The organism is Aeromonas sp. 600724 (assembly GCF_049175135.1).
GTDB classification, from domain to species: Bacteria; Pseudomonadota; Gammaproteobacteria; order Enterobacterales; family Aeromonadaceae; genus Aeromonas; species Aeromonas veronii_A.
In genome coordinates, this window is record NZ_JAAKUM010000006.1 from 112,027 (window position 1) to 136,204 (window position 24,178).

The window sequence follows — 24,178 nt, forward strand, 5'->3', positions numbered from 1 at the left end:
CCCATTGAATAAGCTGAAACTGATTTTTGCCGGTACTCCCGACTTCGCCGCCCGTCACCTGGCGGCGTTGTTGTCTTCCGACCACGAGGTCGTTGCCGTTTATACCCAGCCCGACAAGCCCGCCGGCCGTGGCCAGAAGCTCACCGCCAGCCCGGTCAAAGAGCTGGCACTGGCCCACAACCTGCCGGTTTACCAGCCCGCTACCCTGCGCAAGGAAGAGGCGCAAGCCGAACTGGCCGCCCTTGGCGCAGACCTGATGGTCGTGGTGGCCTATGGCCTGATCCTGCCCAAGGCGGTACTCGATACCCCGCGTCTGGGCTGCATCAACGTCCATGGCTCCCTGCTGCCCCGCTGGCGTGGCGCGGCACCGATCCAGCGCTCAATCTGGGCGGGCGATAGCGAAACCGGCGTCACCATCATGCAGATGGATGTGGGGCTGGATACCGGCGCAATGATCCGCAAGGTAAGCTGCCCCATCGCCGCCGACGAGACCTCTGCCAGCCTCTATGACAAGCTGGCAGAGCTGGGTCCGCAGGCGCTGGTCGACACCATCGATGCCATGGCTGCCGGTGAAACCGCTGCCGAGGCGCAAGATGATGCGCTGGCCAACTACGCCGAAAAGCTCTCCAAGGAAGAGGCCCGCATCGACTGGTCGATGGAGGCTGTTGCCATCGAACGCTGCATCCGCTCGTTCAACCCCTGGCCCATCAGCTGGTTTGAAGTAGCTGACCAGACCATCAAGGTATGGCAAGCCGCCGTCATCGACATCGACCACGGCCAACCCGCCGGCACCCTGCTCAAGGCCGACAAGCAGGGGATCGATATCGCGACCGGCAAAGGGGTACTGCGCCTGCTGACCCTGCAACCGCCCGGCAAGAAGGCGATGTCCGTTTCGGATCTGCTCAACTCTCGCCGCGACTGGTTTGAACCCGGCACGCAATTGAATTGAACTGGATTGAATTGACACAAGCGGGGCCCAGGCCCCGACTTGCGCATCTAAGGTAACTCTATGAAAACACGTGCACAGGCCGCTCTCGTTATTCAACAGGTGCTGGATCAGGGTCAATCCCTTTCCGCTGTTCTGCCTGCTGCCCAGGAGAAGGTTGCACCTCGCGATCGCGCTCTCCTGCAAGAACTCTGCTACGGCACCCTGCGCTGGCTACCCCGCCTCGATGCGGCAGTCAACGAGATGATGGACAAGCCGCTCAAGAACAAGAGCCGCATTTTCCACTACCTCATCCTGGTCGGTCTCTATCAGCTCATCTACACCCGCATTCCGGCTCACGCCGCGGTGGCCGAGACCGTCAACGCCGTTAAACTGCTCAAGGGCACCTCACTGCGTGGCCTCATCAACGGCGTGTTGCGCAACTTCCAGCGCAGCGCCGAAGTCATTCTGCTGCGTATCGACCGCGTGCCGAGCGTGCGCCTGGGTCATCCTGAGTGGCTCACCAAGCGCCTGCGTCAGGCCTATCACGATGAGTGGGAATTCATCATGGAGGCGAACAACCAGCGCCCTCCCATGTGGATCCGCAACAACAGCCAGCGCCAGAGCCGTGATACCATGCTGGCTCGCATGGCTGAAGTCGGCATCAATGCCGTGGCCGGTGAAGAGGGCGAGGATTGCATCCTGCTGGAGCGTCCCTGCGATGTGACCAAGCTGCCCGGCTTCGAAGTCGGTGACTGCTCGGTACAGGATGGCGCAGCACAACAGGCGGCCGCCCTGATCGACCCGCAACCGGGTGAGTGGGTGCTGGATGCCTGCGCCGCTCCTGGCGGCAAGACTGCCCACCTGCTCGAGCGTCAGCCCAAGCTGGCTGGCGTGGTTGCCGTTGATGCCGACGAGAACCGCCTCAAGCGGGTGCAGGAGAACCTGGATCGCATCGGCCTGACCGCCAAAGTGATCCACGGCGATGCCGCGGCACCGGAACAGTGGTGGCCGGAGGGGCTGTTCGACCGCATCCTGCTGGATGCCCCCTGCTCCGCCACCGGCGTTATCCGTCGCCACCCCGACATCAAGTGGTTGCGCCGTGATCAGGACATCCGCGAGCTGACCGAGCTGCAGCGCCGCATTCTCAATGCCCTCTGGGGCAAGCTGAAGAGCGGTGGCACCCTGCTCTACGCTACCTGCTCCGTCCTGCCGGAAGAGAACCGCGACCAGATCCGCGCCTTCCTTGCCGCGACCAAAGATGCCAAATTGGTACCGTTGCACGAACAGGACACTCCGGATTGCCCTGGTCGCCAGTTCCTGCCAGGTGAAGCCGAGATGGATGGCTTCTACTACGCCAAACTGGTCAAGCTCTGAGCCGGGCATGACAAACCTCATTCGGGAGAGCCGCCAGCTCCGTTCTGGCGCTCCCCTTTACAGCCTCAACGTGAGTAGACGTTCCCTATGAAAATCATCATTTTGGGAGCCGGCCAGGTCGGCGGCACTCTGGCCGAGAACCTGGCCGGAGAGAACAACGACATCACCATCGTCGATACCGACAGCGAGCGCCTGCGCGAACTGCAGGACAAGTTTGACCTGCGGGTGGTCAACGGCCATGGCGCTCACCCCAAGGTGCTGCGCGAAGCGGGGGCTCAGGATGCCGACATGCTGGTCGCCGTCACCAACAGTGACGAGACCAACATGATCGCCTGTCAGGTCGCCTACTCCCTGTTCAACACCCCGAACAAGGTGGCGCGGATCCGTTCGCCCGCCTATCTGACAGAGCGGGATCGCCTGTTTCTGCCGGAATCGGTGCCGGTGGATCACCTGATCGCGCCGGAGCAGTTGGTGACCGACTATGTGCGTCGCCTGATCGAATATCCGGGGGCCCTGCAAGTGGTTGATTTTGCCGGTGGCCGCGTCGGTCTGGTGGCAGTCAAGGCCTACTACGGTGGCCCGCTGGTGGGCAACGCCCTCTCCACCCTGCGCGAGCACATGCCCAATATCGAAACTCGCGTAGCGGCCATCTTCCGTCAGGGCCGCCCGATCCGCCCGCAAGGCACCACCATCATCGAAGCGGATGACGAGGTCTTCTTCGTCGCCGCCGCGGGCCATATCCGTGCCGTGATGTCGGAGCTGCAGCGCCTCGAGAGCCCCTACCGCCGCATCATGATCGTCGGTGGTGGCAACATCGGCGCCGGCCTCGCCCGCCAGCTGGAGAAGCGCTACAGCGTCAAGCTTATCGAGCGCAATCAGAAACGGGCGGAGCAGCTCTCCGAACTGCTGGAAAACACCATCGTCTTCTGCGGCGATGCGGCGGATCAGGAGCTGCTGGCCGAGGAGCACATCGACCAGATCGACGTCTTCATCGCCGTCACCAATGAGGATGAGGCCAACATCATGTCAGCGCTGCTCGCCAAGAAGATGGGCGCCAAGAAGACTATGGTGCTGATCCAGCGCGGCGCCTACGTCGATCTGGTGCAGGGTGGCTCTATCGATATCGCCATCTCGCCCCAGCAGGCCACCATCTCGGCCCTGCTGACACACGTGCGTCGGGCCGATATCGCCAACGTCTACAGCCTGCGCCGCGGCGCTGCCGAGGCGATCGAGGCGATTGCCCATGGTGACGAGAACACCTCCAAGGTGGTCGGCAAGACGGTGGGCGAGCTCAAGCTGCCGCCGGGTACCACTATCGGTGCCGTAGTGCGCGGGGATGAGGTACTGATCGCCCACGATCGCACCAAAATCCAGCAGGATGACCACGTGGTCATGTTTCTGGTGGACAAGAAGTACATCCCGGAAGTGGAGCGGCTATTCCAGCCAAGCCCCTTCTTCCTGTAACGTCTTCATGCGCACAGGCTGTCAAACCAGACCCGGCTCAGCTCCCCCAAGGGGATGGTCCGGGTCTTTTGTTAATCAACGACCAGGTTATCGAACATGATCAAGCTGCGTCCCATTATCTTCACCCTCGGGCTGGTGCTCTCCAAGCTGGCGCTCTTCATGTGGCTGCCCACCTTGCTGGCACTGCTCACCGGGTCAGAGGGATTTGTCGAGTTTCTCAAGTCCGTGCTGATCACCCACGGCGCCGCCCTGCTCTGCCTCCACTATGGTCGCAAGGCGGAGTTTCATCTGGGGGTGCGGGAGATGTTCCTGCTCACCACCTCGGTCTGGGTGGTAGCCTGCGCCTTCGGCGCCCTGCCTTTTGTTTTCATCACCCACATCAACTTCACCGACGCCTACTTCGAGACCATGTCGGGGGTGACCACCACGGGCTCTACCGTGCTCTCCGGCCTCGACAACATGGCTCACAGCATCCTGTTGTGGCGTTCCATCCTGCAGTGGCTGGGCGGGGTTGGCTTTATCGTGATGGCGGTTGCCGTGCTGCCCTACCTCAACGTCGGCGGCATGAAGCTGTTCCAGACCGAGAGCTCGGACTGGTCGGACAAAAGCGCCCCGCGTGCCAAGACAGTCGCCAACAACATCGTCGTGGTCTATCTGGTGCTCTCCATGCTCTGCTTCATGGCCTACTGGGCCAGCGGCATGAACATGTTCGAGGCGATCAACCACGCCATGACCACTCTCAGTACTGGTGGCTACTCCACCTCCGATCAATCCATGTCCCACTTCTCCAACTCGGCCCACTGGATTGGCACCCTGTTCATGTTCCTCGGCGGCCTGCCCTTCCTGCTCTATGTGCAGAGCCTCAACCACAGGGATTACAGTCTGTTCAAGGATGCCCAGGTGCGAGGCTTCTTCTGGCTGGTGGTCTGGGTCACCGTCATCATGACCTTCTATCTGTGGGAGAGAGACCTGTTCGGCTTCTGGGATGCCCTGCGTATCAGCTGCTTCAACATCGTCTCGGTGCTCACCACCACCGGCTACGGCCTTGGTGACTTCGGCACCTGGGGGCCGCTCGCCAGCATCGTCTTCATCGTGCTGCTGGCTCTTGGGGCCTGCTCCGGCTCCACTGCGGGCGGCCTCAAGATCTTCCGGGTACAGGTGGCCTTTGCCCTGTTCAAGAAGCAGATGCGCCAACTGATGCACCCTTCCGGCGTATTTCCCCAGAAGTACAACGGCCGGACAGTCAATGACGCCATCATCCGCTCAATGATCTCCTTCGTGCTGGCCTACTTCGCCATCATTCTGATGATAGCCGCACTGCTGGGCGCCATCGGGCTTGACCCCCTGACAGCCATATCCAGCTCCATCACCGCCGTTGCCAACGTCGGCCCGGGCATGGGCCCGGTGGTCGGCCCCAGCACCAACTTTGCCAGCCTGCCGGAATCGGCCAAATGGCTGCTGTCATTCGGCATGCTGCTGGGACGACTGGAGATCCTGACGGTCGCCGTGCTCTTCTTCCCCTCCTTCTGGCGCCAGTAACGCTCACCGTAAGCAAGCAAAAAGCCGCAGCGTTCACCCGCTGCGGCTTTTTTATCTCGTCCATCCCCACGACTTTCCCTCAACGCTCATCAACCCCATTACCGGTGGCCTGAACGACCTCATCGGCATGGCCAGAGCGGATCACAAGCATAAAAAAACGGACCCAAACCAGAGGTTTGGGTCCGTTTATCAGTGAGCCGTCAGTGGCCGCGAGGGCTGCCGAGACTCAGCACATGGCATTAACCACGGCCAGAGCGCTTACGATCCAGCTCGGTCAGCAATTTCTTGCGGATACGGATGTTCTTCGGAGTCACTTCTACCAGTTCATCGTTATCGATGAACTCGAGAGCCTGTTCCAGAGTCATGCGGATCGGCGGAGTCAGAACCTGAGCTTCGTCGGTACCGGAGGCACGCATGTTGGTCAGCTGTTTGCCTTTCAGGCAGTTAACAGTCAGGTCGTTGGAACGGGAGTGGATACCTATCACCTGACCTTCGTACACTTCGGTCGCGTGACCGATGAACAGACGACCGCGGTCTTGCAGACCGAACAGGGCGTAGGTCAGGGCCTTACCGGTTGCGTTGGAGATCAGCACGCCGTTCTGACGCTCGCCGATGCTGCCACCCTTGTGCGGACCGTAATGGTCGAAGGTGTGGTAGAGCAAACCGGTACCGGAGGTCATGGTCATGAACTCGGTCTGGAAGCCGATCAGGCCACGGCTCGGGATCATGAAGTCCAGGCGGACACGACCCTTGCCATCCGGGGTCATGTTGGTCATTTCGCCTTTACGCAGACCCAGCTGCTCCATCACGGAACCCTGGTGCGCTTCTTCAACGTCCACAGTTACAGTTTCGAACGGTTCTTGCAGTTCGCCGTCAACGGTACGCAGGATTACTTCCGGACGGGATACCGCCAGCTCGTAACCTTCGCGACGCATGTTTTCGATCAGGATGGAGAGGTGCAGTTCACCACGACCGGATACACGGAACTTGTCCGGATCATCAGTCTCTTCCACGCGCAGGGCCACGTTGTGGACCAGCTCCTGGTTCAGACGCTCCAGAATGTTGCGGGAGGTCACGAACTTGCCCTCTTTACCGGCGAACGGTGAAGTGTTGACCTGGAAGGTCATGTTCACGGTCGGCTCGTCAACGGAGAGCGGCGGCAGGGCCTCAACGGCACCGTTGTCACAGATGGTGTCGGAGATTTTCAGCTCGCCCAGACCGGTGATAGCGATGATGTCACCCGCTTGCGCGTCGGCAACTTCAGTACGGGACAGACCCAGGTAACCCAGCACCTGACCGACTTTACCATTACGGGTCTTGCCGTCAGCACCAACGATGGTGACTTGCTGGTTGGTCTTGACGCGACCACGAGTGATGCGGCCGATACCGATAACGCCCACGTAGGAGTTGTAGTCCAGCTGGGAGATCTGCATCTGGAAACCACCTTCGGCATCAGCCTTCGGCGCTTCAACGTTGTCAACGATGGCCTGGAACAGCGGCTCCATGTTTTCGGACTCGACGTCCTGATCCATGGTGGCCCAACCGTTCAGTGCAGAGGCGTAAACAACTTTGAAATCCAGCTGTTCGTCAGTCGCGCCCAGGTTGTCGAACAGGTCGAATACCTGATCCATTACCCAGTCAGGACGAGCACCCGGACGGTCAACCTTGTTGATGACCACGATCGGCTTCAGACCCTGAGCGAACGCTTTCTGGGTCACGAAACGGGTTTGCGGCATCGGGCCGTCTACGGCGTCAACCAGCAGCAGCACGGAGTCAACCATGGACAGTACGCGCTCTACTTCACCACCGAAGTCGGCGTGACCCGGGGTATCAACGATGTTGATGCGGTAGTCATTCCAGCGGATCGCAGTGTTCTTGGCGAGAATGGTGATGCCACGTTCCCGTTCCAGATCATTGGAGTCCATGATCCGTTCCTGGCCTTCCGTGGAGCGGTCCAGGGTGCCGGACTGCTGCAGCAGCTTATCAACCAGAGTCGTTTTGCCGTGGTCAACGTGCGCAATAATCGCAATATTGCGTAAATTCTCTAACATTCTCGCCTCAATCACCGGGTAAAATTGGGCGCTAATTGTACTCTTGCCTTTGTGATCTGCCTAGCAGAATTGCAGTACATTCGCGCATAACAACAGATCTGGATCATAGACCTCTCTGACAAACCCTGCTTAGATGGGCGGTGACCGTATTTCGCGCACCATTACAGTGCACCAAAACGATCCACCATCGCACTAAATTGATGCAACGCGAGTCGAGATCGCCTGATTTTGGGGAGCCTCTTCAGTGAGATTGCCCTGAAATCAAGCTGTCACAAACTTGGCACGATACTGGCTTATGTGAATACGACGACGCATTCACCCAGAGAGTTTTAACACCGGAGGTTACTTAGCATGTCAGCCCAGAACGTTTTGGCCCTGATCCAGGAACACGAAGTCAAGTTTGTTGATCTGCGCTTTACCGACACCAAGGGTAAAGAGCAGCATGTATCCATCCCTGCTCACCAGGTTGATGAAGATTTCTTCGAAGACGGCAAGATGTTCGATGGTTCCTCCATCGGCGGCTGGAAGGGCATCAACGAATCCGACATGGTACTGATGCCGGACGCAGCCTCCGCCAAGCTGGACCCGTTCACCGAAGAGACCACCCTGAACATCGTTTGTGACGTACTGGAGCCTGCCACCATGCAGGGCTACGACCGCGATCCACGCTCCATCGCCAAGCGTGCAGAAGATTTCCTGAAGTCCAGCGGCATCGCTGACACCGTGCTGTTCGGGCCGGAGCCGGAATTCTTCATGTTCGACAACATCACCTTCTCCAACACCATGGGCCACAGCTTCGTGAAAATCGAATCTGAAGAAGCCGCATGGAACTCCGGCACTGCCTATGAGCATGGCAACAAGGGTCACCGTCCGTTCGTGAAAGGCGGTTACTTCCCGGTTGCACCGGTCGACTCCTCCCAGGATATCCGTGCCGCCATGTGTCTGGTGCTGGAAGAGATGGGCCAGGTCGTTGAAGCTCACCACCACGAAGTGGCCACTGCCGGTCAGAACGAAATCGCTACCCGCTTCAACACTCTTACGCTGAAAGCAGATGAAGTACAGGTACTGAAGTACGTGATCCACAACGTGGCCCACGCCTACAACAAGACCGTCACCTTCATGCCGAAACCCATGTTCGGTGACAACGGCTCCGGCATGCACTGCCACCAGTCTCTGGCCAAGAACGGCGTCAACCTGTTCGCCGGGGACCTGTATGGCGGTCTGTCCGAGATGGCGCTGCACTACATTGGCGGTATCATCAAGCACGCCAAGGCCATCAACGCCTTCGCCAACCCGACCACCAACTCCTACAAGCGTCTGGTTCCGGGTTATGAAGCCCCTGTCATGCTGGCCTACTCTGCCCGCAACCGTTCTGCCTCCATCCGTATCCCGGTGGTACCGAGCCCGAAAGCTCGTCGTATCGAAGTGCGCTTCCCGGATCCGGCTGCCAACCCGTACCTGGCCTTCGCTGCCCAGCTGATGGCCGGTCTGGACGGTATCATCAACAAGATCCATCCGGGCGATGCCATGGACAAGAACTTGTACGACCTGCCGCCGGAAGAGGCTGCAGAAGTACCGACCGTTGCCGGCTCTCTGGACGAAGCACTGGCTGCTCTGGATGCTGACCGCGAGTTCCTGACCCGTGGCGGCGTGTTCAGCGATGACTTCATCAACTCCTATCTGGAACTGAAACAGCAGGATGTTGACCGTGTGCGCATGACTCCGCACCCGCTGGAGTTCGAACTGTACTACTCCGTCTAAGTCGCAGCAGACAGCCCATTTAGATTGGGGCAGCTTGCCGAATCGTGACAAAACCCGCCAGATGGCGGGTTTTTTCTCTGATAGGATTAAGCAAGATACCGTCAAGGAGAGATGGATGAACAAGATACATGGCATAGGAGCAATTACCCTCCTGTTACTGACCTCATTCAGTACTCATGCGGCCAAGGTCTACTCTTGGGTCGATGGCAATGGCATTACCCACTACACGGATGCCCCTCCTCCCGGCAAAAACGTAAAGGAGGTGGATCTGCGGGCTGCTCCCCTGCTGGGTAGCGCCCCCAGCTCGGTACAGGTAGACAACTTCAACAGCCTGACTGGCGCCGATGCCAAGAAGGAGCAGGAGGCGGCCAAACTGGTGATCGAGCTGCTCTCCCCTGAACAGGGCAGCACCCTGCGCGACAACACAGGCAATATCGTCTTTCAGGGTCAAATCAGCCCCAAACCGCCAACCCAGTATGATGTGCGCCTGACCCTAGATGGCAAGGCTGCCCCCATCGTCAGCAACAGCCTCTCTATCCGGGTCGAAAATGTCGATCGCGGTGCCCACGAAGCTCAGCTAGAACTGCTCGCCAAAGACGGTACGATCCTTGCTAAATCTACACCAGTCACCTTTTACCTGCATAGAGCGACCGTGACTCCGGCTCCCAAACCCACCCCCAAAGCCGACTAGGGGTGATATAGCGCACCGATGCGGGTAAACTCTATGCACCATATCGGTGCATAACAGGTGTGTAGCACCGTTTTAGGGAGAAACCTGTGCCAACCCGCTCGGACAACGCCAAAACACTCTTGGATAATTTGCTGACCGCCGTGATCCTGATGGATGAGCGGCTCTGCATCCAGTTCGTCAACCCGGCGGCTGAACAGCTGCTCTCCCTCAGTGAACGCAGGCTGATCGGCATCGAACTGCCCCATCTGCTGGAACATATCTCCCTCGATTTGCAGCGGCTCAAGCAGTGCCTCGTGTCAGGGCAAGGCTTTACCGACAGCGAAGTGACTCTGGTGGTAGAGGGAGAACCGCGACTGGTGGAGCTGAGCGCCACCCCGATGGCCGACCACGAACAGCGTCTGCTGGTAGTGGAGCTGCGCAAGATCGACCAGCAGAAGAAGATCAGTCAGGAGCAGCAGCAACATGCCCAGCAGCTGGCGGCCAAGGAGCTGGTGCGCGGCCTGGCACACGAAATCAAGAATCCCCTCGGCGGCCTGCGTGGCGCGGCCCAGCTGCTGCAAAAAGAGCTGCCGGATCCGGCCCTGCGCGAATATACCGGCATCATCATCGAACAGGCTGACAGGCTGCGGGTACTGGTCGATCGGCTGCTCGGCCCCCAGCGCCCCGGCCGTCACCAGATGCACAATGTCCATTCGGTGCTGGAGCAGGTACGCCGACTGGTGGAGCTCGAACTCCCTCCCTCTGTTCGCATCGAGCGGGATTACGATCCCAGCATCCCCGAATTCGAGATGGAGCCGGATCAGCTGCAGCAGGCGTTTCTCAACATAGTGCGCAACGCCGCCGAAGCACTGGGGGATCAGACCGGGCTTATCCGCATCAAGACCCGCACCGCGTTCCAGATCACCATCCACGGCCAGCGTTACCGGCTGGCGGCGGAGATCAAGATCATCGACAACGGCCCCGGCATTCCCGATGCCATTCGCGACACCCTGTTCTACCCGATGATCACCGGCAAGGAGGGGGGAACCGGGCTCGGCCTCTCCATCGCCCAGAACCTGATCGACCAGCACAAGGGGCGGATCGACTGCATCAGCTGGCCGGGTCACACCGAATTCACCATTTTTCTACCGCTTCGCAAGTAAGGGAACCCCATGACCGCCAAAGTGTGGATCGTCGATGACGACAGTTCTATCCGCTGGGTGCTGGAGCGCACTCTCGGCAGCGAAGGCTTCAACTGCGAGAGCTTTGCCGATGGCGAAGCCCTGCTGCACGCCCTTGAGCTGCGCTCGCCCGATGTGATCCTCTCCGATATCCGGATGCCGGGCATCGACGGCCTGAGCCTGCTTGAGCAGATCCACCGCCGTCAGGCCGATCTGCCCATCATCATCATGACCGCCCACTCGGATCTCGACAGCGCGGTCAACGCCTACCAGCGAGGCGCCTTCGAGTACCTGCCCAAGCCGTTCGACATCGACGAAGCCGTGACCCTGGTGCGGCGCGCCGAGAATCACCTCAAGGAGCAGCGCACCAAGCGCAAGTCTCGCCAGCAAGAAGCCACCGCCACTCCCGAAATCATCGGTGAGGCACCGGCGATGCAGGAGGTGTTCCGCGCAATCGGCCGCCTGTCTCGCTCCAGCATCTCGGTGCTGATCAACGGCCAAAGCGGTACCGGCAAGGAGCTGGTCGCCCATGCGCTGCACAAGCACAGCCCGCGCGCCCACAAGAACTTCATCGCCCTCAACATGGCTGCCATTCCGAAAGACCTCATCGAATCGGAACTGTTCGGTCACGAGAAGGGGGCCTTTACCGGCGCCAACAACATCCGCCACGGCCGCTTTGAGCAGGCCGACGGCGGCACCCTGTTTCTCGACGAGATCGGCGACATGCCGATGGATGTGCAGACCCGGCTGCTGCGGGTATTGGCCGACGGCCAGTTCTACCGGGTCGGTGGCCACCAGCCGGTGCAGGTGGATGTACGGATCATCGCCGCCACCCACCAAAATCTGGAGAAGCGGGTCGCCGATGGCGAGTTTCGCGAGGATCTGTTCCACCGCCTCAACGTCATCCGCATCCACATCCCCGCCCTCAAGGAGCGCCGTGAGGATATCCCCCAGCTGGCCCGCCACTTCCTGCTGCGCGCCGCCAAGGAGCTGAACGTCGAGGCCAAGAGCCTGCACCCCGATACCCAGGCCTATATCAGCCGCCTGCCCTGGCCGGGCAACGTGCGCCAGCTGGAGAACGTCTGCCGCTGGCTTACCGTGATGGCCTCGGGGCAAGAAGTGCTGGTCGGCGACCTGCCTGCCGAGCTGCTCACCCCCATCACCCACAACGCCGAACCGGGCCAACCGGCGCTGCCCGGTTGCTGGCAGCAACAGTTGCAAGAGTGGGTGGCCAGCAAGCTGGCGCTGGGAGAGACAGACATCCTGGCCGATGCCATGCCTCAGTTCGAGCGGATCATGCTGGAGACGGCACTGGAACACACCCACGGCCACAAGCAGGAGGCGGCGCGCCTGCTTGGCTGGGGTCGCAACACCCTCACCCGCAAGCTGAAGGAACTCGATCTCTCCTGAGTCCCGGGAAAAAACGATTCCCATCACGCCCTGACAAATCACCGCCTGCCAGAGCCCCGTTTAACCATAAACGGGGTATCTTTTTTGAAAGCCCCGCCTAGAATGGCAGGCTTTCAAACCTGACTCGACGAGGGCGCCCCCATGATTGACAGATCTCTCCCCCTGACCGACCTGCACCGCCATCTGGACGGCAACATCCGCCCGCAAACCATCCTCGAGCTGGGTCGCCAACACAATATCCAGCTGCCCGCATTCGAGCTGGAAGCGCTGCGCCCCCACGTACAGATCATCGAAAACGAGCCGAGTCTGGTTACCTTCCTGAAGAAACTGGACTGGGGTGTGGCCGTGCTGGCTGACTATGACGCCTGCCGCCGGGTCGCCTACGAGAACGTGGAAGATCTGCTGCGCGCCGGTATCGACTATGCCGAACTGCGCTTCAGCCCGGCCTATATGGCGATGGCCCACAAGCTGCACCCGCAGGGCGTGGTGGAAGCCATCATCGACGGCGTGGCCGCTGGCAGCCGCGATTTCGGTATCAAGACCAACCTGATCGGCATCATGAGCCGCACCTTCGGTACCGAGCAGTGCAATCAGGAGCTGGCCGCCTGCTTGGCTCACCGCGACAAGCTGGTCGCCATCGATCTGGCCGGTGACGAACTGGGTTTCCCGGGCGAACTCTTTGTCGACCACTTCCGCAAGGTGCGCGATGCAGGCATGCGCGTCACCGTACACGCCGGTGAAGCCGCTGGCCCCGAGAGCATGTGGCAGGCCATTCGCGAGCTGGGCGCCGAGCGTATCGGCCACGGCGTCAAAGCGATTCAGGACCCGGCCCTGATGGCCTATCTGGCCGAGCACCGCATCGGCATCGAGTCCTGCCTCACCTCCAACGTCCAGACCACCACGGTAGCGAGCCTGACCGAGCACCCGATCCGCCAATTCCTGGCTGCCGGTGTACTGGCCTGCCTCAACACCGACGACCCGGCAGTAGAGGGCATCGACCTGCCCCACGAATATGAGGTGGCCGCTCCGGCCGCTGGCATGACCGCCAGCGAAATCCGCACTGCCCAGCAGAACGGCCTGACCCTGGCCTTCCTGAGCGATAGCGAGAAAGCCGAACTGAGCGCCCGCGCAGCCAGCCGCTGATCCACACCGGCACTGCAAATAGAAACGGCCCACTTCGGTGGGCCGTTTTTATTTGTGGCGGAGATCCCGCAACTTCAAGCCCGCGGTTCGATTAACAGATGTCATATCGTATACATGAAAATATTCCTGCCGATTACAGCATTATGGGGAGCTGGTCATGTTGAAAAGTCTGGATCTATTTGGCAAGGCGCTGAAAGAGCACTATCAGAACAGGGGTGATGAAACCTTGCAGATCAATATCAGCGGGCAAGAACCATATTGTCTCCCGCTCGCTATCTTTTTTCGACCAGCCGACTACTACCAGATTGATCGCCGGGCGTTATCTTTGTGCAGGGGAAAGACGCTGGATATAGGAGCTGGAACGGGTGAACACTCGCTCTTTTTGCAACAGCAGCTTTTTGATGTGACCGCCCTCGATATCTCGCCATTGGCCTGTGAGGTGATGCAAGCCAGAGGCGTCAGCAGAGTCATCAATGCCGATATCTTTTCGGCTAGTTTTGACGCCCCGTTTGATACCTGGTTGCTACTCGGTCGCAGTATCGGAGCCGTGGGCAACATTGAAATGTTGGGGAAATTTTTCGAACTTGCTCATCAATATATTTCGCCGAAAGGTCAAATCATTTTGAACTCAACGAACGGGAGTACTAACCAGACCGTTATACGAGAGCTCTCTTTTACCTATAAAGGAGAAACCGAGGCGCCCATCAGTTGGCTGGATATCGCTCAGGATCAGCTGAGCAGGGAGGCGGCTAAATATGATTTTTCTACTGAAATAATCGATATGGAAACTGATGGGAATTATCTGGCGGTGTTAAAGAAATAGTCCTACTTATCGTTCTCTTCTTAAAAAAAGAGCCCAAATCAGCAAAAGGCCCAAACCGGGTTTGGGCCTTTTGCTGATAGCTGTAAGGGGAAAAACTACTCCCGCTCCTTGTCACGCTCCAGCGCCCGCTCAACCAGCGGCTCGGGCAGGCTCTTGGTCACCTCAACCCCCAGCTCGCGGAAACGCTCGACCTGCGCAATCAGGTTGCCACGGCCGTTGACCAGCCGTCCCATCGCCTTGTCGTAGCTCTCCTGCGCCTTGTGCAGGCTGCCACCCATCTGCTGCATCTCCTCGACGAACAGCCGCAGCTTTTCGTAGAGGCGACCGGCCCGCTCGGCGATCTGGCGGGCATTCTGGTGCTGCCGTTCGTAGCGCCACAGATTCTCGATGGTGCGCAGCGCCACCATGAGATTGGTGGGGCTCACCAGCAGGATATTGTTGTCGAGACCGTAACGCACCAGCGAGGGATCGGCCTCCATCGCGGTGAGGAAGGCGGGCTCCACCGCCACGAACATCAGCACATAGTCGAGAGTACGCACCCCGGGCAACTGCTGGTAATCCTTGCGACCCAGCTCGCGGATATGGTTGCGCACCGAGGCGACGTGCTCCTTGAGCGCCACCGCCTTCTCCAGCTCTTCATCAGCGTTGTACCAGCGCTCGTAGGCGGTCAGCGACACCTTGGCGTCGATGATGATGTCTTTCTCTTGTGGCAGGTGGACGATCACGTCGGGCTGGTAGCGCTTGCCCTTCTCCACCTCGATATTGACCTGGGTGTGGTACTCGTGACCCTCGCGCAGACCGCACTCGCTGAGGATCCGCGCCAGCACCACTTCACCCCAGTTGCCTTGCTGCTTGCTGTCCCCCTTAAGGGCACGGGTCAGGGCCGCGGCCTCTTCGGTCATGCGGGCATTGAGCTCGGCGAGGCGCTCCAGCTCGAACTTGAGACTGTGGCGCTGGGCCGTCTCCTGTGCATGAGTCTCCCCTACCTGACGGCGGAAGCCCTCCAGCTGCTCTTTCAGCGGAGTGAGCAGCAGATCGAGGCTGTTCTGGTTCAATTCGCGGAAGTTGCCGGAGTTTTGCTCGAAGATTCGGTTGGCAAGGTTCTCGAACTGCTGGCTGAGGCGCTGCTCCGCCTCCTGTTGCAGTTGCAGCTTCTCGGCGGCAGCCAGCCGTTCGCTGCGCAAAGTTGCTTCCGCATCCTTGAGACGGGCGGTGAGTTTGATCAGCAGGGTCTGCTGCTGATCCAGCTTCTGCTGCCCCTGTTGACGCTCATCCTGCAACTCGTCAAAACGCTCCTGCAGCGCCTGATAACGCTCCTGTGCCAGCAGCAGCTCCTGAGCCTGCGCCGTGGCTGCCCGCCGCCCGATCAGCCAGCCAAGCCCGAGGGCCAGCACGGCGGCGGGCAGCAAGATCCCCCAGAGTCCGGGGTCAATCATTTGCGGCTCCGCTGACGCAGGAAGAGTTCGAGATAGCGGTTGGCCAGCAGCCAGAGCAGCACGTAGATGAGGTAGGCGGCGAGCACCACCCACTTGTGGCTGTTAACCCCGGTATCGAGCTCGACGAACTCGATGCCCTTGATGCGACAGTAGCCCCACATCAGCAGGGGAAAGACATAGAGCAGGGACGAACGCCAGAGAAATAACCACATATGTTTTCATTCAACCACGGAAAAGAGACCCGCCTAGCTTACACAAGGGCAACAGCCCTTGCGATCCTGACGGCTGCTATTCTCTGGCCTGCCCTCGCAAACTTCGATAAAATTAACCCCTAATAGGTATCAGGGGCGAGCATGACTCATTATTTCCTCCGTTGGCTGACACAAGGTTGGCAAGCTTCGCGCAAACCCGCAGTGGTTTGCCATGAAGCGCGCCCGCCGTGGGCGATCGAGGAGTCCCAGTACCTCACCCTCTGCACCCGCTGTGGCGAGTGTTTCAAGGCCTGCCCGCGCGGCCTGCTCAAACCGGCCACCCAGGAGGAGTACGAGGGGAGCCCGATTGCCGGCACCCCGGTGCTCGATCTCGCCTGCGGCCAGTGCAGCTATTGCGGCAGCTGCGCCAGAGCCTGTCCGACCGGTGCGCTCGACTTGCAACTGGGCCGTCAGGTGCAGACCCGGGTCCAGATTGAAGAGAGTTGTCAGGCCCGTCAGGGCTTCTACTGCCTGCTCTGTGAAGATGCTTGCCCCCAGCAGGCAATCAAGGCCACTGCCGATGGCATCAACGTCAACATGGATGCCTGCAATGGCTGCGGTGCCTGCGGCCTCGCCTGTCTGCACGGCGCCATTACCCTGATCCGCCAGCCGGGCAATCGCTGACAAACAAAAGGGGCCATCAGGCCCCTTTCCTATCTGTTCTTGCTTCCTGCCCATCAGGCCATTGCCAGAATGGACTCCTGCTCAATGCCCAGCAGATGGCAGAGACGGTTCGGATCGCGCACCGCATCGGCCAGGGTGTACTCACCCAGCACTTCGAGGAAGGCGTTCATGGCGCGGCGCAGAATGCCCTGAATGCGGCAGCCACCGGAGAGACGGCAGTTCTCGCGCTTGCAGTCGACCGGACAGAGCACGTGCTCCATGTCCATCACCACATCGCGCAGGTTGATGGAGACCGCGGAGCGACCGAGGCGGATACCGCCATGCTTGCCACGCACCGTCTCGATATACCCCTTGATGCCGAGCTGGTGCACTATCTTGACCACGTGGTTGCGAGAGATGCCGAAGGTATCGGCCACTTCGGTAATGGTCGACAGGCGATCCCCCGGCTGAACCGCCAGGAAGGTCAGGGTACGCAGGGCGTAGTCGGTAAATCGTGTCAGTTGCATGGTCGCACTTGCCTCTTACTACAAGCCAGGAATCAGGACGACAACATTGAGCTAAGAGGCAGGAGACAACCGGTTTGCCTCTGTTTGCCAATTGGTTCGCCAGAGGGGGCCTGTCTCTTAATCTGAGTTGCGGAGTGACAGGTTAAGAGCAGCACAACCGGGTGTCGATGAAGATGCACATAAATCGACACTTTCTTTGATTGATCGCAAACTTGCTGGGTTAGCCCGGCGTTTGCCCGCTTTATGGCGGGTAAATCTCCCGAATAGTCCCCCTCGCCAAGCCCCTTCGACCAGCAGCCATATGGCCCGCAAACCGACCCTCAATCGACCGTCAAAGAGGTGGTTCAGTGGGGTTGTTTCAGCCAATTTTTCAGTGCGACCGAGGGGATGGAGCTCTCGGAGGCGACGGCAAACGCCCCCCAGTCCACCGCGCACTGTAGCGCATCCTTGATCGCCATGCCCCTCGCCAGACCATGGATCAATCCGCCGGCGAAAGCATCCCCAGCCCCCGTAGTATCGACCACCGAGACGGGCCGGGCGGCGACTCGGATCTGCTCGTCACCATGGATGGCGAGCGCCCCCGCTTTGCCCTCAGTCAACACCAGCCATTCGAGCTGCTCCCCCGCCAGCTGGCGGGCATGCTGCCAAGGGTCGCTCACCTCGCCGAGATCGGAGCGGGAGGCCACCAGCACATGGCAGGGACGGCGCGCTTGGCCGCCCTTGGGATACTGGGCCACCACGAAGCTCTTGCCGAGCATCTGGCGCATGTAGCTGATGATGGCGGTGCCGGGATAGTTCACATAGAGGCAATCCACCCCATCCAGCGGCAGATCGCCGGGCAGGTCGGGACGCCGCGGCCGGCGCAGTATGGTGCGTTCACCGGTGGAGTCCACCAGGATCAGCAGCTCACCGGTCTCGCCACCAAAGCGCTCCACATGGCTGCAATCCAGCCCGTAACCGGCCGCCTGCTCCAGCAGCCAGTCACCGGTCTCGTCCAGCCCGATACGGGAAGCGATAGTCACCTCGTGACCCGCCCACACCAGCCCGATGCCGGTGTTGGCTGCGCCGCCTCCCAGCCTGCGCCCCTGATCCACATATTGCAGCCGGGCCCCCGCCACCAGCGGTTCGGAGAGGGAGAGCACATGATCACAGTTGAGATTGGCAAGCAGCAGAATGCGGGACATAGAGACCTCGGACGATGGAGATAGCCCAAAAGAGACAGGCTGAACCCAGAGTAGAGCCCAGCCTGACAGAAGAGACAACCGGCAGCGATCGGGAATCCGATCGGGATCAATAGATGGGCAGCTCCACCCCGGCCAGCAGTTCGTCGATGCGCGCCTGGGTCGGCTGCTGCATCACGCTCTGGATCACCTCCTTGGTGAGGTGGGGCGAGAAGGAGCTGATGAAGTCATACATGTAGTTCTGCAGCAGAATGCTCTTGCTGAAGCAGATCTGGGCCGGGCATGGCTTGAACAGGTGCTCCAGATTGATGGAGACCAGTCCGGGGCTGTCGGTGTCGTTGGCCACCAGCGAGGAGATGATGCCGATGCCAAAGCCCAGCTCCACATAGCGCTTGATCACACCGGCATCCATTACCGTCATGTAGTAACTCGGGGTCAGCCCCGCCGCCTGAAACACCTCGTCCTGCACCTGACGACCGGTGGCACCGCTCTCGTAACTGAGGATCGGGTAGTGGCAGAGCTGCTCCAGCGTCGGCTTCTTCACCTTGGCCAGCGGGTGATCCTGCGGCACCACCAGCGAAAGGGTCCAGAGGTAGGCGGGCAGCGCGATCAGCTCCTTGTCGAAGCCAATCTCGTGGGCAACGATGGAAAAATCGGAGTAACCCTTGCTGATCTGCTCCTTGCTCGCCGACATCACCGGATGGAGGTGGAACGAGATCTTGGGGTACTTCTTGGTGAAGTAGGTAACCGACTTGGGTAGCAGATAGCGGGCGATGGTGTGGGTAGTGTGGATGTTGAGAGTGCCCACGGTCGGATCCAGATACTCGCGGGAGATCGCCTTAATCTTGCTCTCGATGTTGAGCATCGCCTCTGCACACTTGATGATCTCCTCCCCCACCGGGGTGATGCGATGCAGATGCTTGCCACGACGCTCGAAGATCCGCACTCCCAGCTCGCTCTCCAGCAGGCCAATCTGTTTGCTGACCCCCGGCTGACTGGTGAAGAGCGCATCGGAAGCCACGGACACATTGAGGTTGTGGTCCCGGATCGCGATCAAATACTTCAATTGCTGTAGTTTCAAGGCGTCACACTCTCACACTGGTTTGGCTCAGACAGGTTTGGCTCAGGCCGGGACGGCAATCAAGCCAGACAAACAGGCCGCCACATGGGCGGCCAGTGTACCATCCGATCCCGATATCGCAGCGCTTGATCCTTCATTTTGCTACAAAATCTAGCATCCGAAGGGGTGGCTGACAAACCGGGCTCAGGCCGCGCCAGCCCGCAGCGGCAGGATCCCCAGAAACTGCAGCAGCCACTGCATCATGGTCGCCGAATCCACCTCCCCCTCCAGCGAGGAGAGGCTGCTCTGGTAGCGCTCGTCGGGCAACAGGCCACGGCGCCGCTCGATCAGCGCCCGGTTGTACTCCACCGAGAACTCCGGATGCCCCTGAATGGCGACGATGTGATCCCCCTGCAAAAACATGAAGTTGGGACAAAAATCGTTGCCCGCCAGCCGGGTCGCCCCCGGCGGCAGCAGGGCCACCTGATCCTGATGGCTGGCCAGAATGCGGATCTGATCCCGCGCTGGCGCCATCCAGGGCTCATCTGCCAGCATGGGATGCACCGACACTCCCAGCCCCCATCCCTTGGTGGACTTCACCACCTCTCCGCCCAGCGCTTGGGCGATCACCTGATGACCGAAGCAGACACCGGCCAGCTTGACGTCGGCATCGTGCGCCTGACGGATCCATGCCCGCAGTGCCTGAATCCAGGGGATATCGCTGTAAGCATCGTGGCGCGAGCCGGTGATGAGCCAGGCATCGCACTCGTGCAGATCCTCCGGCAGCTCCCCATCGATGGCTGACCAGACCCGAAACTCCAGCTCGGGTGCCAGCGGCTGAAACCCCCTGATAAACATCTCGGAGTAGACGGGGCCAAAACGATCCGCCAGATCGGGATCCAGCCGGTCACAATCGAGAATTCCCAATCGCATCTGTTGTTCCTTTACAGAGTTCGCCCCCGCCAATCATCGACCGGCGGGGGCAAGAGGTTAGGCCATGAGCACGTGCCAGCACGTCACTTCATGGTCGGCATGGAGAACTCGGCACCACTGCGCAGGCTCTGGGGCCAGCGCGCCGTCACCGTCTTCATCCGGGTATAAAAGCGAACCCCGTCCGGCCCGTGCATGTTGAGCGGCCCGAAGATGGAGCGCTTCCAGCCGCCAAAGCTGTGAAACGCCATCGGCACCGGAATGGGAACGTTCACCCCTACCATACCGACCTGCACCCGCGCCGTGAAGTCCCGCGCGGTGTCGCCGTCGCAGGTAAAGATGGCGGTGCCATTGCCGTACTCATGTTCATTGATGAGTCGCAGCGCCGTCTCGTAATCCGGTACCCGCACGATGGAGAGCACAGGGCCGAAGATCTCCTCGCGATAGATGCGCATCTCTGGCGTCACCTGGTCAAACAGGCAGCCACCGATGAAGTAACCCTCGTCGTGGCTCAGCGTGCGACCATCGACCCGCAGCGTGGCCCCTTCGGCCACCCCCTGATCCACATAGCCGCGCACCTTGGCCAGATGCTCCTTGCTGATGAGCGGCCCCATTTCGTTCTCCGGGCTCTGGCCCAGCCCCGGGCCGACCCGCAGTTTTTCCACCAGCGGCGTCAGCTTGGCCACCAACGCATCAGCGGTCTCGTCCCCCACCACCACGGCCACCGAAATAGCCATGCAGCGCTCACCCGCCGCCCCATAAGCAGCCCCCATCAGGGCGGAGACCGCCTGATCGAGGTCCGCATCCGACATCACCACCATGTGGTTCTTGGCGCCGCCCAGCGCCTGTACCCGTTTGCCGTGGGCCGAGGCGGTGGCATAGATGTACTGGGCGATGGGGGTGGAACCGACAAACGACACGGCACCCACTCGCGGGTCGGTCAGCAGCACATCCACCACCTCCTTGTCACCGTTCACCACGTTGAGCACGCCGTCCGGCAGACCGGCCTCCTTGAGCAGCTCGGCCATCCGCAACGAGAGGGAGGGATCCTTCTCGGAGGGTTTGAGAATAAAGGTATTGCCGCAGGCGATGGCGACCGGGAACATCCAGAGCGGCACCATGGCCGGGAAGTTGAACGGGGTAATACCGGCGCAAACCCCCACCGGCTGCATCATGGAGTAGCTGTCTACCCCACGGCCGACGTTGAGGGAGTGCTCCCCCTTGAGCAGATGGGGAATGCCGCAGGCAAACTCCACTACCTCCAGCCCGCGGGTCAGCTCACCCTGCGCATCGGAGAAGACTTTGCCGTGCTCGCGGCTGATGAGCTCGGCCAGCTCGTCCCTGTGCTGCTCCATCAACTCTTTGAAGCGGAAAAAGACCCGGGCCCGCACCAGCGGCGGGGTTTGCGACCAGTCGGCAAAGGCACGCTCGGCGATGGCGATCGCCTCCTGACACTCGGCGGCGCTGGAAAGCCCGACGCTCCCCTGCTGCTTGCCGCAGGCTGGGTTGAAGATGGCGCCCTGGCGCTCGCTACGACTCTCCTGCGGCTGGCCGTTGATGAAGTTGCTGACCCTGTATGTCATGTATCCTCCGTGATAATTGATGTGGTGATTGCGCTGAACAAGACAACGCAAGGCCCCGCCAGCGCGGGGCCATCAAATGGGTTAGGGTTGTGCCTGCAGGGCATCCTGCAGCAGGGTGAAGAGATCATCGATCTGGCTGCGCTCGATGATGAGGGGTGGCGACAGGGCGATGATGTCGCCGGTCACCCTGATCAGCGCCCCCTTCTCGAAGCAGCGGACAAACACCTCATAGGCGCGCTTGCCCGGCGCATCCGGCATGGATTCAAGTTCGATACCGGCCACCAGCCCGTAGTTGCGCACATCCTTCACATGCTTGCAGCCCTTCAGCGAATGGGCCGCCTCCTCCCAGTAGCCCGCCAGATCCGCGGCGCGGCTAAGCAGGTTCTCGTTGCGATAGATCTCGAGGGTCGCCAGACCCGCAGCAGCAGCCACCGGATGACCGGAATAGGTGTAGCCGTGGAACAGCTCGATAGCCCCCTTACCTGCCGCCATCATGTCGTCATAAATATGCTTTTGCACCAGCACAGCTCCCATGGGGATAGCGCCGTTGGTGAGCCCCTTGGCGCAGGTGATCATGTCGGGGATGACATCGAACTCCTGCGCGGCGAAGGGAGAGCCAAGGCGACCGAAACCGGTGATCACCTCGTCAAAAATCAGCAGGATGCCGTGTTTGGTGCAGATCTCCCGCAGCCGCTTGAGGTAGCCTTTGGGCGGCATCAGCACGCCGGTACTGCCGGCGATGGGTTCGACGATCACCGCCGCTATGTTGCTGGCATCGTGCAGAAAAACGATCTTCTCCAGCTCGTCGGCCAGCGCCACATCCTCCTCAGGCAACCCTTTGGTGAAGGCATTTTTGGCGATGTTGAGGGTATGGGGCAAATGATCCACCCCGGTCAGCAGGGAGCCAAACCACTTGCGATTGCCAGGAATGCCCCCCACCGAGATGCCGCCAAAGCCAACCCCGTGATAACCCCGCTCGCGACCAATCAGCCGGGTGCGGGTGCCCTGACCGCGAGCCCGCTGCCAGGCCAGTGCGATTTTGAGCGCGGTATCAACCGACTCTGAGCCGGAGTTGGTATAGAAGACATGGCCAAAGCCCTGGGGAGCGATCTCCACCAGCCGGTTGGCCAGCTCGAACGGCAACGGGTGGCCCATCTGGAAAGTGGGGGCGAAATCGAGGTGGGAAATCTGCTGGGAGACCGCCTCGGCAATCTCGCGCCGACCATGGCCCGCGTTGCAACACCAGAGTCCGGCAGTGCCATCCAGTATCTTGCGGCCATCCTCTGAGTGATAATACATCCCCTCCGCCGACTTCAGGATGCGCGGCGCCGCCTTGAACTGCTGGTTGGCGGTGAACGGCATCCAGAAGGCGGACATGTCGGAGGGAGTATTGATGTCGCTGATCGGTTTCATGGTCACCTCATCCTTAAGGTGTTTAGCAACTATTGGCCATTGCCTATTAAATTAAACACCTGAATCCATAAAAAAGGGCTCATTATCGCCCTGTCTGATGCCACCCCTAGCTAGATGACTCTACAGGGTGGTATAAGATATTTAACACAAATTTAATAATAGTAAACAGTCAAGGAGTGTCTATCGATGGATATCGGTCACCGTCTCAAGGCGGTTCGCACCAAGGCGGCCCTCTCCCAGCGCGAGCTGGCCAAACGCTCGGGCGTGACCAACGGATTCATCTCCCAGATCGAAAAGAATCAGGTGAGCCCGTCAGTTGCCTCCCTGCGCAAGGTGCTGGAAGGGATCCCCATGTCACTGGCCAGCTTCTTTACTGACGAGACCGAAATGGACTCCGAAGTGATCTTTCGCGCCGCCGATATGCCGGATCTCGGCACTCACCCCATTAGCTACCGGCTGGTGGGCCACAGCCGTGCCAACCGTGCCATCGGCATGTTGCAGGAGGTGCTGCCACCGGGCGCCGACACTGGCGACGACATGCTGAGCCACGAGGGTGAAGAGTGCGGCATCGTCATCAAGGGCGAGGTTGAAGTGACCGTGGGTGAGCAGATCTACCTGCTGACACCGGGGGACGGCTACTACTTCGACAGCCGCACTCCTCACCGTTTTCGCAATGTGGGCGAGCAGGAGTGCGTATTGATTTCGGCCAATACCCCCGCCAGTTTCTAACAGGGTGATAAGGGGCCAGCCAGCCGCCAATGTTTAATGAATTGTTACAAAATGGATTTACAAGTGGCAGGATGTTTAGCATATTGATACGCGGACAATGACTTTTGCCGGTTCAAGGAGT

At 60.1% G+C, this 24,178-nt stretch carries 21 protein-coding genes; 12 read left to right on the forward strand and 9 right to left on the reverse strand.

Annotation, left to right across the window (positions count from 1 at the left end; all coding sequences use genetic code 11):
• Positions 1-4: 4 nt before the first annotated feature.
• The 4 genes from fmt (at position 5) to G5168_RS07605 (ending at position 5,305) form a co-directional block, all read left to right on the forward strand.
• Positions 5-949 (forward strand): methionyl-tRNA formyltransferase, encoded by a 945-nt coding sequence (gene fmt, locus G5168_RS07590; protein WP_421172637.1) that lies wholly within the window; start codon positions 5-7, stop codon positions 947-949.
• 60 nt (positions 950-1,009) lie between these two features.
• Positions 1,010-2,302 carry a 16S rRNA (cytosine(967)-C(5))-methyltransferase RsmB gene (gene rsmB, locus G5168_RS07595; RefSeq protein WP_421252043.1) on the forward strand — a complete coding sequence of 431 codons (1,293 nt, stop codon included), beginning with the start codon at positions 1,010-1,012 and terminating at the stop codon, positions 2,300-2,302.
• Positions 2,303-2,389: 87 nt separating this feature from the next.
• Positions 2,390-3,766 carry a Trk system potassium transporter TrkA gene (trkA, locus tag G5168_RS07600; protein ID WP_005339689.1) on the forward strand — a complete coding sequence of 459 codons (1,377 nt, stop codon included), beginning with the start codon at positions 2,390-2,392 and terminating at the stop codon, positions 3,764-3,766.
• A 96-nt stretch (positions 3,767-3,862) separates the two neighbouring features.
• Positions 3,863-5,305: a TrkH family potassium uptake protein gene (locus G5168_RS07605; RefSeq protein ID WP_421172639.1), complete on the forward strand. Its 1,443-nt coding sequence runs from the start codon at positions 3,863-3,865 to the stop codon at positions 5,303-5,305.
• A gap of 239 nt (positions 5,306-5,544) precedes the next feature.
• Here the strand turns inward: G5168_RS07605 and typA are convergent, their stop codons facing one another.
• On the reverse strand, positions 5,545-7,356 hold the full coding sequence (gene typA / locus G5168_RS07610) for a translational GTPase TypA (protein WP_106844305.1): 1,812 nt from the start codon (positions 7,354-7,356) through the stop codon (positions 5,545-5,547).
• A 351-nt stretch (positions 7,357-7,707) separates the two neighbouring features.
• On the opposite strand from typA, the gene glnA reads away from it, so the two are divergent.
• The 6 genes from glnA to G5168_RS07640 all read left to right on the forward strand — a co-directional run bounded on the left by glnA (position 7,708) and on the right by G5168_RS07640 (position 14,344).
• The gene (gene glnA / locus G5168_RS07615) at positions 7,708-9,117 is read left to right on the forward strand and encodes a glutamate--ammonia ligase (protein ID WP_005339672.1); all 1,410 of its coding nucleotides are present in this window, start codon (positions 7,708-7,710) and stop codon (positions 9,115-9,117) included.
• 115 nt (positions 9,118-9,232) lie between these two features.
• Complete coding sequence (locus G5168_RS07620; protein WP_421252044.1) at positions 9,233-9,808, forward strand: DUF4124 domain-containing protein; 576 nt, start codon at positions 9,233-9,235, stop codon at positions 9,806-9,808.
• Positions 9,809-9,894: 86 nt separating this feature from the next.
• Entirely contained in the window at positions 9,895-10,950 is a 1,056-nt protein-coding gene (gene glnL, locus G5168_RS07625; protein ID WP_005356202.1) for a nitrogen regulation protein NR(II), read from the forward strand.
• A 9-nt stretch (positions 10,951-10,959) separates the two neighbouring features.
• Positions 10,960-12,378 (forward strand): nitrogen regulation protein NR(I), encoded by a 1,419-nt coding sequence (gene glnG, locus G5168_RS07630; protein ID WP_227341761.1) that lies wholly within the window; start codon positions 10,960-10,962, stop codon positions 12,376-12,378.
• Between the two features lie 141 nt (positions 12,379-12,519).
• Positions 12,520-13,521: an adenosine deaminase gene (gene add / locus G5168_RS07635; RefSeq protein WP_421231118.1), complete on the forward strand. Its 1,002-nt coding sequence runs from the start codon at positions 12,520-12,522 to the stop codon at positions 13,519-13,521.
• Between the two features lie 157 nt (positions 13,522-13,678).
• Entirely contained in the window at positions 13,679-14,344 is a 666-nt protein-coding gene (locus G5168_RS07640; protein ID WP_421231119.1) for a class I SAM-dependent methyltransferase, read from the forward strand.
• Positions 14,345-14,439: 95 nt separating this feature from the next.
• On the opposite strand, the gene rmuC is transcribed toward G5168_RS07640, so the two are convergent.
• Positions 14,440-15,780: a DNA recombination protein RmuC gene (gene rmuC, locus G5168_RS07645; protein ID WP_421231120.1), complete on the reverse strand. Its 1,341-nt coding sequence runs from the start codon at positions 15,778-15,780 to the stop codon at positions 14,440-14,442.
• Positions 15,777-15,992, reverse strand: coding sequence for a hypothetical protein (locus G5168_RS07650; RefSeq protein WP_071913737.1), 216 nt, complete (start codon positions 15,990-15,992; stop codon positions 15,777-15,779). The genes rmuC and G5168_RS07650 overlap by 4 nt, the downstream gene beginning before the upstream one ends.
• Positions 15,993-16,133: 141 nt before the next feature.
• Here G5168_RS07650 and G5168_RS07655 point away from each other — a divergent pair, with 141 nt between their 5' ends.
• Positions 16,134-16,655, forward strand: coding sequence for a ferredoxin-type protein NapF (locus G5168_RS07655; RefSeq protein ID WP_033114761.1), 522 nt, complete (start codon positions 16,134-16,136; stop codon positions 16,653-16,655).
• 53 nt (positions 16,656-16,708) lie between these two features.
• Here the strand turns inward: G5168_RS07655 and G5168_RS07660 are convergent, their stop codons facing one another.
• The 6 genes from G5168_RS07660 to G5168_RS07685 all read right to left on the reverse strand — a co-directional run bounded on the left by G5168_RS07660 (position 16,709) and on the right by G5168_RS07685 (position 23,328).
• On the reverse strand, positions 16,709-17,161 hold the full coding sequence (locus tag G5168_RS07660; RefSeq protein WP_033114760.1) for an Rrf2 family transcriptional regulator: 453 nt from the start codon (positions 17,159-17,161) through the stop codon (positions 16,709-16,711).
• Between the two features lie 344 nt (positions 17,162-17,505).
• Entirely contained in the window at positions 17,506-18,345 is an 840-nt protein-coding gene (locus G5168_RS07665) for a PfkB family carbohydrate kinase (protein ID WP_279486379.1), read from the reverse strand.
• A gap of 106 nt (positions 18,346-18,451) precedes the next feature.
• Complete coding sequence (locus G5168_RS07670) at positions 18,452-19,423, reverse strand: LysR substrate-binding domain-containing protein (RefSeq protein ID WP_058052042.1); 972 nt, start codon at positions 19,421-19,423, stop codon at positions 18,452-18,454.
• A 183-nt stretch (positions 19,424-19,606) separates the two neighbouring features.
• A complete protein-coding gene (locus G5168_RS07675; RefSeq protein ID WP_005341988.1) occupies positions 19,607-20,335 on the reverse strand; it encodes a glutamine amidotransferase-related protein in 729 nt (242 codons plus the stop codon).
• Positions 20,336-20,418: 83 nt separating this feature from the next.
• Complete coding sequence (locus tag G5168_RS07680) at positions 20,419-21,915, reverse strand: CoA-acylating methylmalonate-semialdehyde dehydrogenase (protein ID WP_421252045.1); 1,497 nt, start codon at positions 21,913-21,915, stop codon at positions 20,419-20,421.
• 81 nt (positions 21,916-21,996) lie between these two features.
• Positions 21,997-23,328 (reverse strand): aspartate aminotransferase family protein, encoded by a 1,332-nt coding sequence (locus G5168_RS07685; RefSeq protein WP_216952313.1) that lies wholly within the window; start codon positions 23,326-23,328, stop codon positions 21,997-21,999.
• Positions 23,329-23,514: 186 nt separating this feature from the next.
• Here G5168_RS07685 and G5168_RS07690 point away from each other — a divergent pair, with 186 nt between their 5' ends.
• The gene (locus G5168_RS07690; RefSeq protein WP_042012327.1) at positions 23,515-24,057 is read left to right on the forward strand and encodes a cupin domain-containing protein; all 543 of its coding nucleotides are present in this window, start codon (positions 23,515-23,517) and stop codon (positions 24,055-24,057) included.
• Positions 24,058-24,178: the final 121 nt, after the last annotated feature.

Bases quoted from the DNA above. Each gene is read 5' to 3' on its own strand.
- rsmB (WP_421252043.1), top strand. From the start codon at position 1,010: ATGAAAACACGTGCACAGGCCGCTCTCGTTATTCAACAGGTGCTGGAT.
- trkA (WP_005339689.1), top strand. From the start codon at position 2,390: ATGAAAATCATCATTTTGGGAGCCGGCCAGGTCGGCGGCACTCTGGCC.
- G5168_RS07605 (WP_421172639.1), top strand. From the start codon at position 3,863: ATGATCAAGCTGCGTCCCATTATCTTCACCCTCGGGCTGGTGCTCTCC.
- typA (WP_106844305.1), bottom strand. From the start codon at position 7,356: ATGTTAGAGAATTTACGCAATATTGCGATTATTGCGCACGTTGACCAC.
- glnA (WP_005339672.1), top strand. From the start codon at position 7,708: ATGTCAGCCCAGAACGTTTTGGCCCTGATCCAGGAACACGAAGTCAAG.
- G5168_RS07620 (WP_421252044.1), top strand. From the start codon at position 9,233: ATGAACAAGATACATGGCATAGGAGCAATTACCCTCCTGTTACTGACC.
- glnG (WP_227341761.1), top strand. From the start codon at position 10,960: ATGACCGCCAAAGTGTGGATCGTCGATGACGACAGTTCTATCCGCTGG.
- add (WP_421231118.1), top strand. From the start codon at position 12,520: ATGATTGACAGATCTCTCCCCCTGACCGACCTGCACCGCCATCTGGAC.
- G5168_RS07640 (WP_421231119.1), top strand. From the start codon at position 13,679: ATGTTGAAAAGTCTGGATCTATTTGGCAAGGCGCTGAAAGAGCACTAT.
- rmuC (WP_421231120.1), bottom strand. From the start codon at position 15,780: ATGATTGACCCCGGACTCTGGGGGATCTTGCTGCCCGCCGCCGTGCTG.
- G5168_RS07650 (WP_071913737.1), bottom strand. From the start codon at position 15,992: ATGTGGTTATTTCTCTGGCGTTCGTCCCTGCTCTATGTCTTTCCCCTG.
- G5168_RS07655 (WP_033114761.1), top strand. From the start codon at position 16,134: ATGACTCATTATTTCCTCCGTTGGCTGACACAAGGTTGGCAAGCTTCG.
- G5168_RS07660 (WP_033114760.1), bottom strand. From the start codon at position 17,161: ATGCAACTGACACGATTTACCGACTACGCCCTGCGTACCCTGACCTTC.
- G5168_RS07665 (WP_279486379.1), bottom strand. From the start codon at position 18,345: ATGTCCCGCATTCTGCTGCTTGCCAATCTCAACTGTGATCATGTGCTC.
- G5168_RS07675 (WP_005341988.1), bottom strand. From the start codon at position 20,335: ATGCGATTGGGAATTCTCGATTGTGACCGGCTGGATCCCGATCTGGCG.
- G5168_RS07680 (WP_421252045.1), bottom strand. From the start codon at position 21,915: ATGACATACAGGGTCAGCAACTTCATCAACGGCCAGCCGCAGGAGAGT.
- G5168_RS07685 (WP_216952313.1), bottom strand. From the start codon at position 23,328: ATGAAACCGATCAGCGACATCAATACTCCCTCCGACATGTCCGCCTTC.
- G5168_RS07690 (WP_042012327.1), top strand. From the start codon at position 23,515: ATGGATATCGGTCACCGTCTCAAGGCGGTTCGCACCAAGGCGGCCCTC.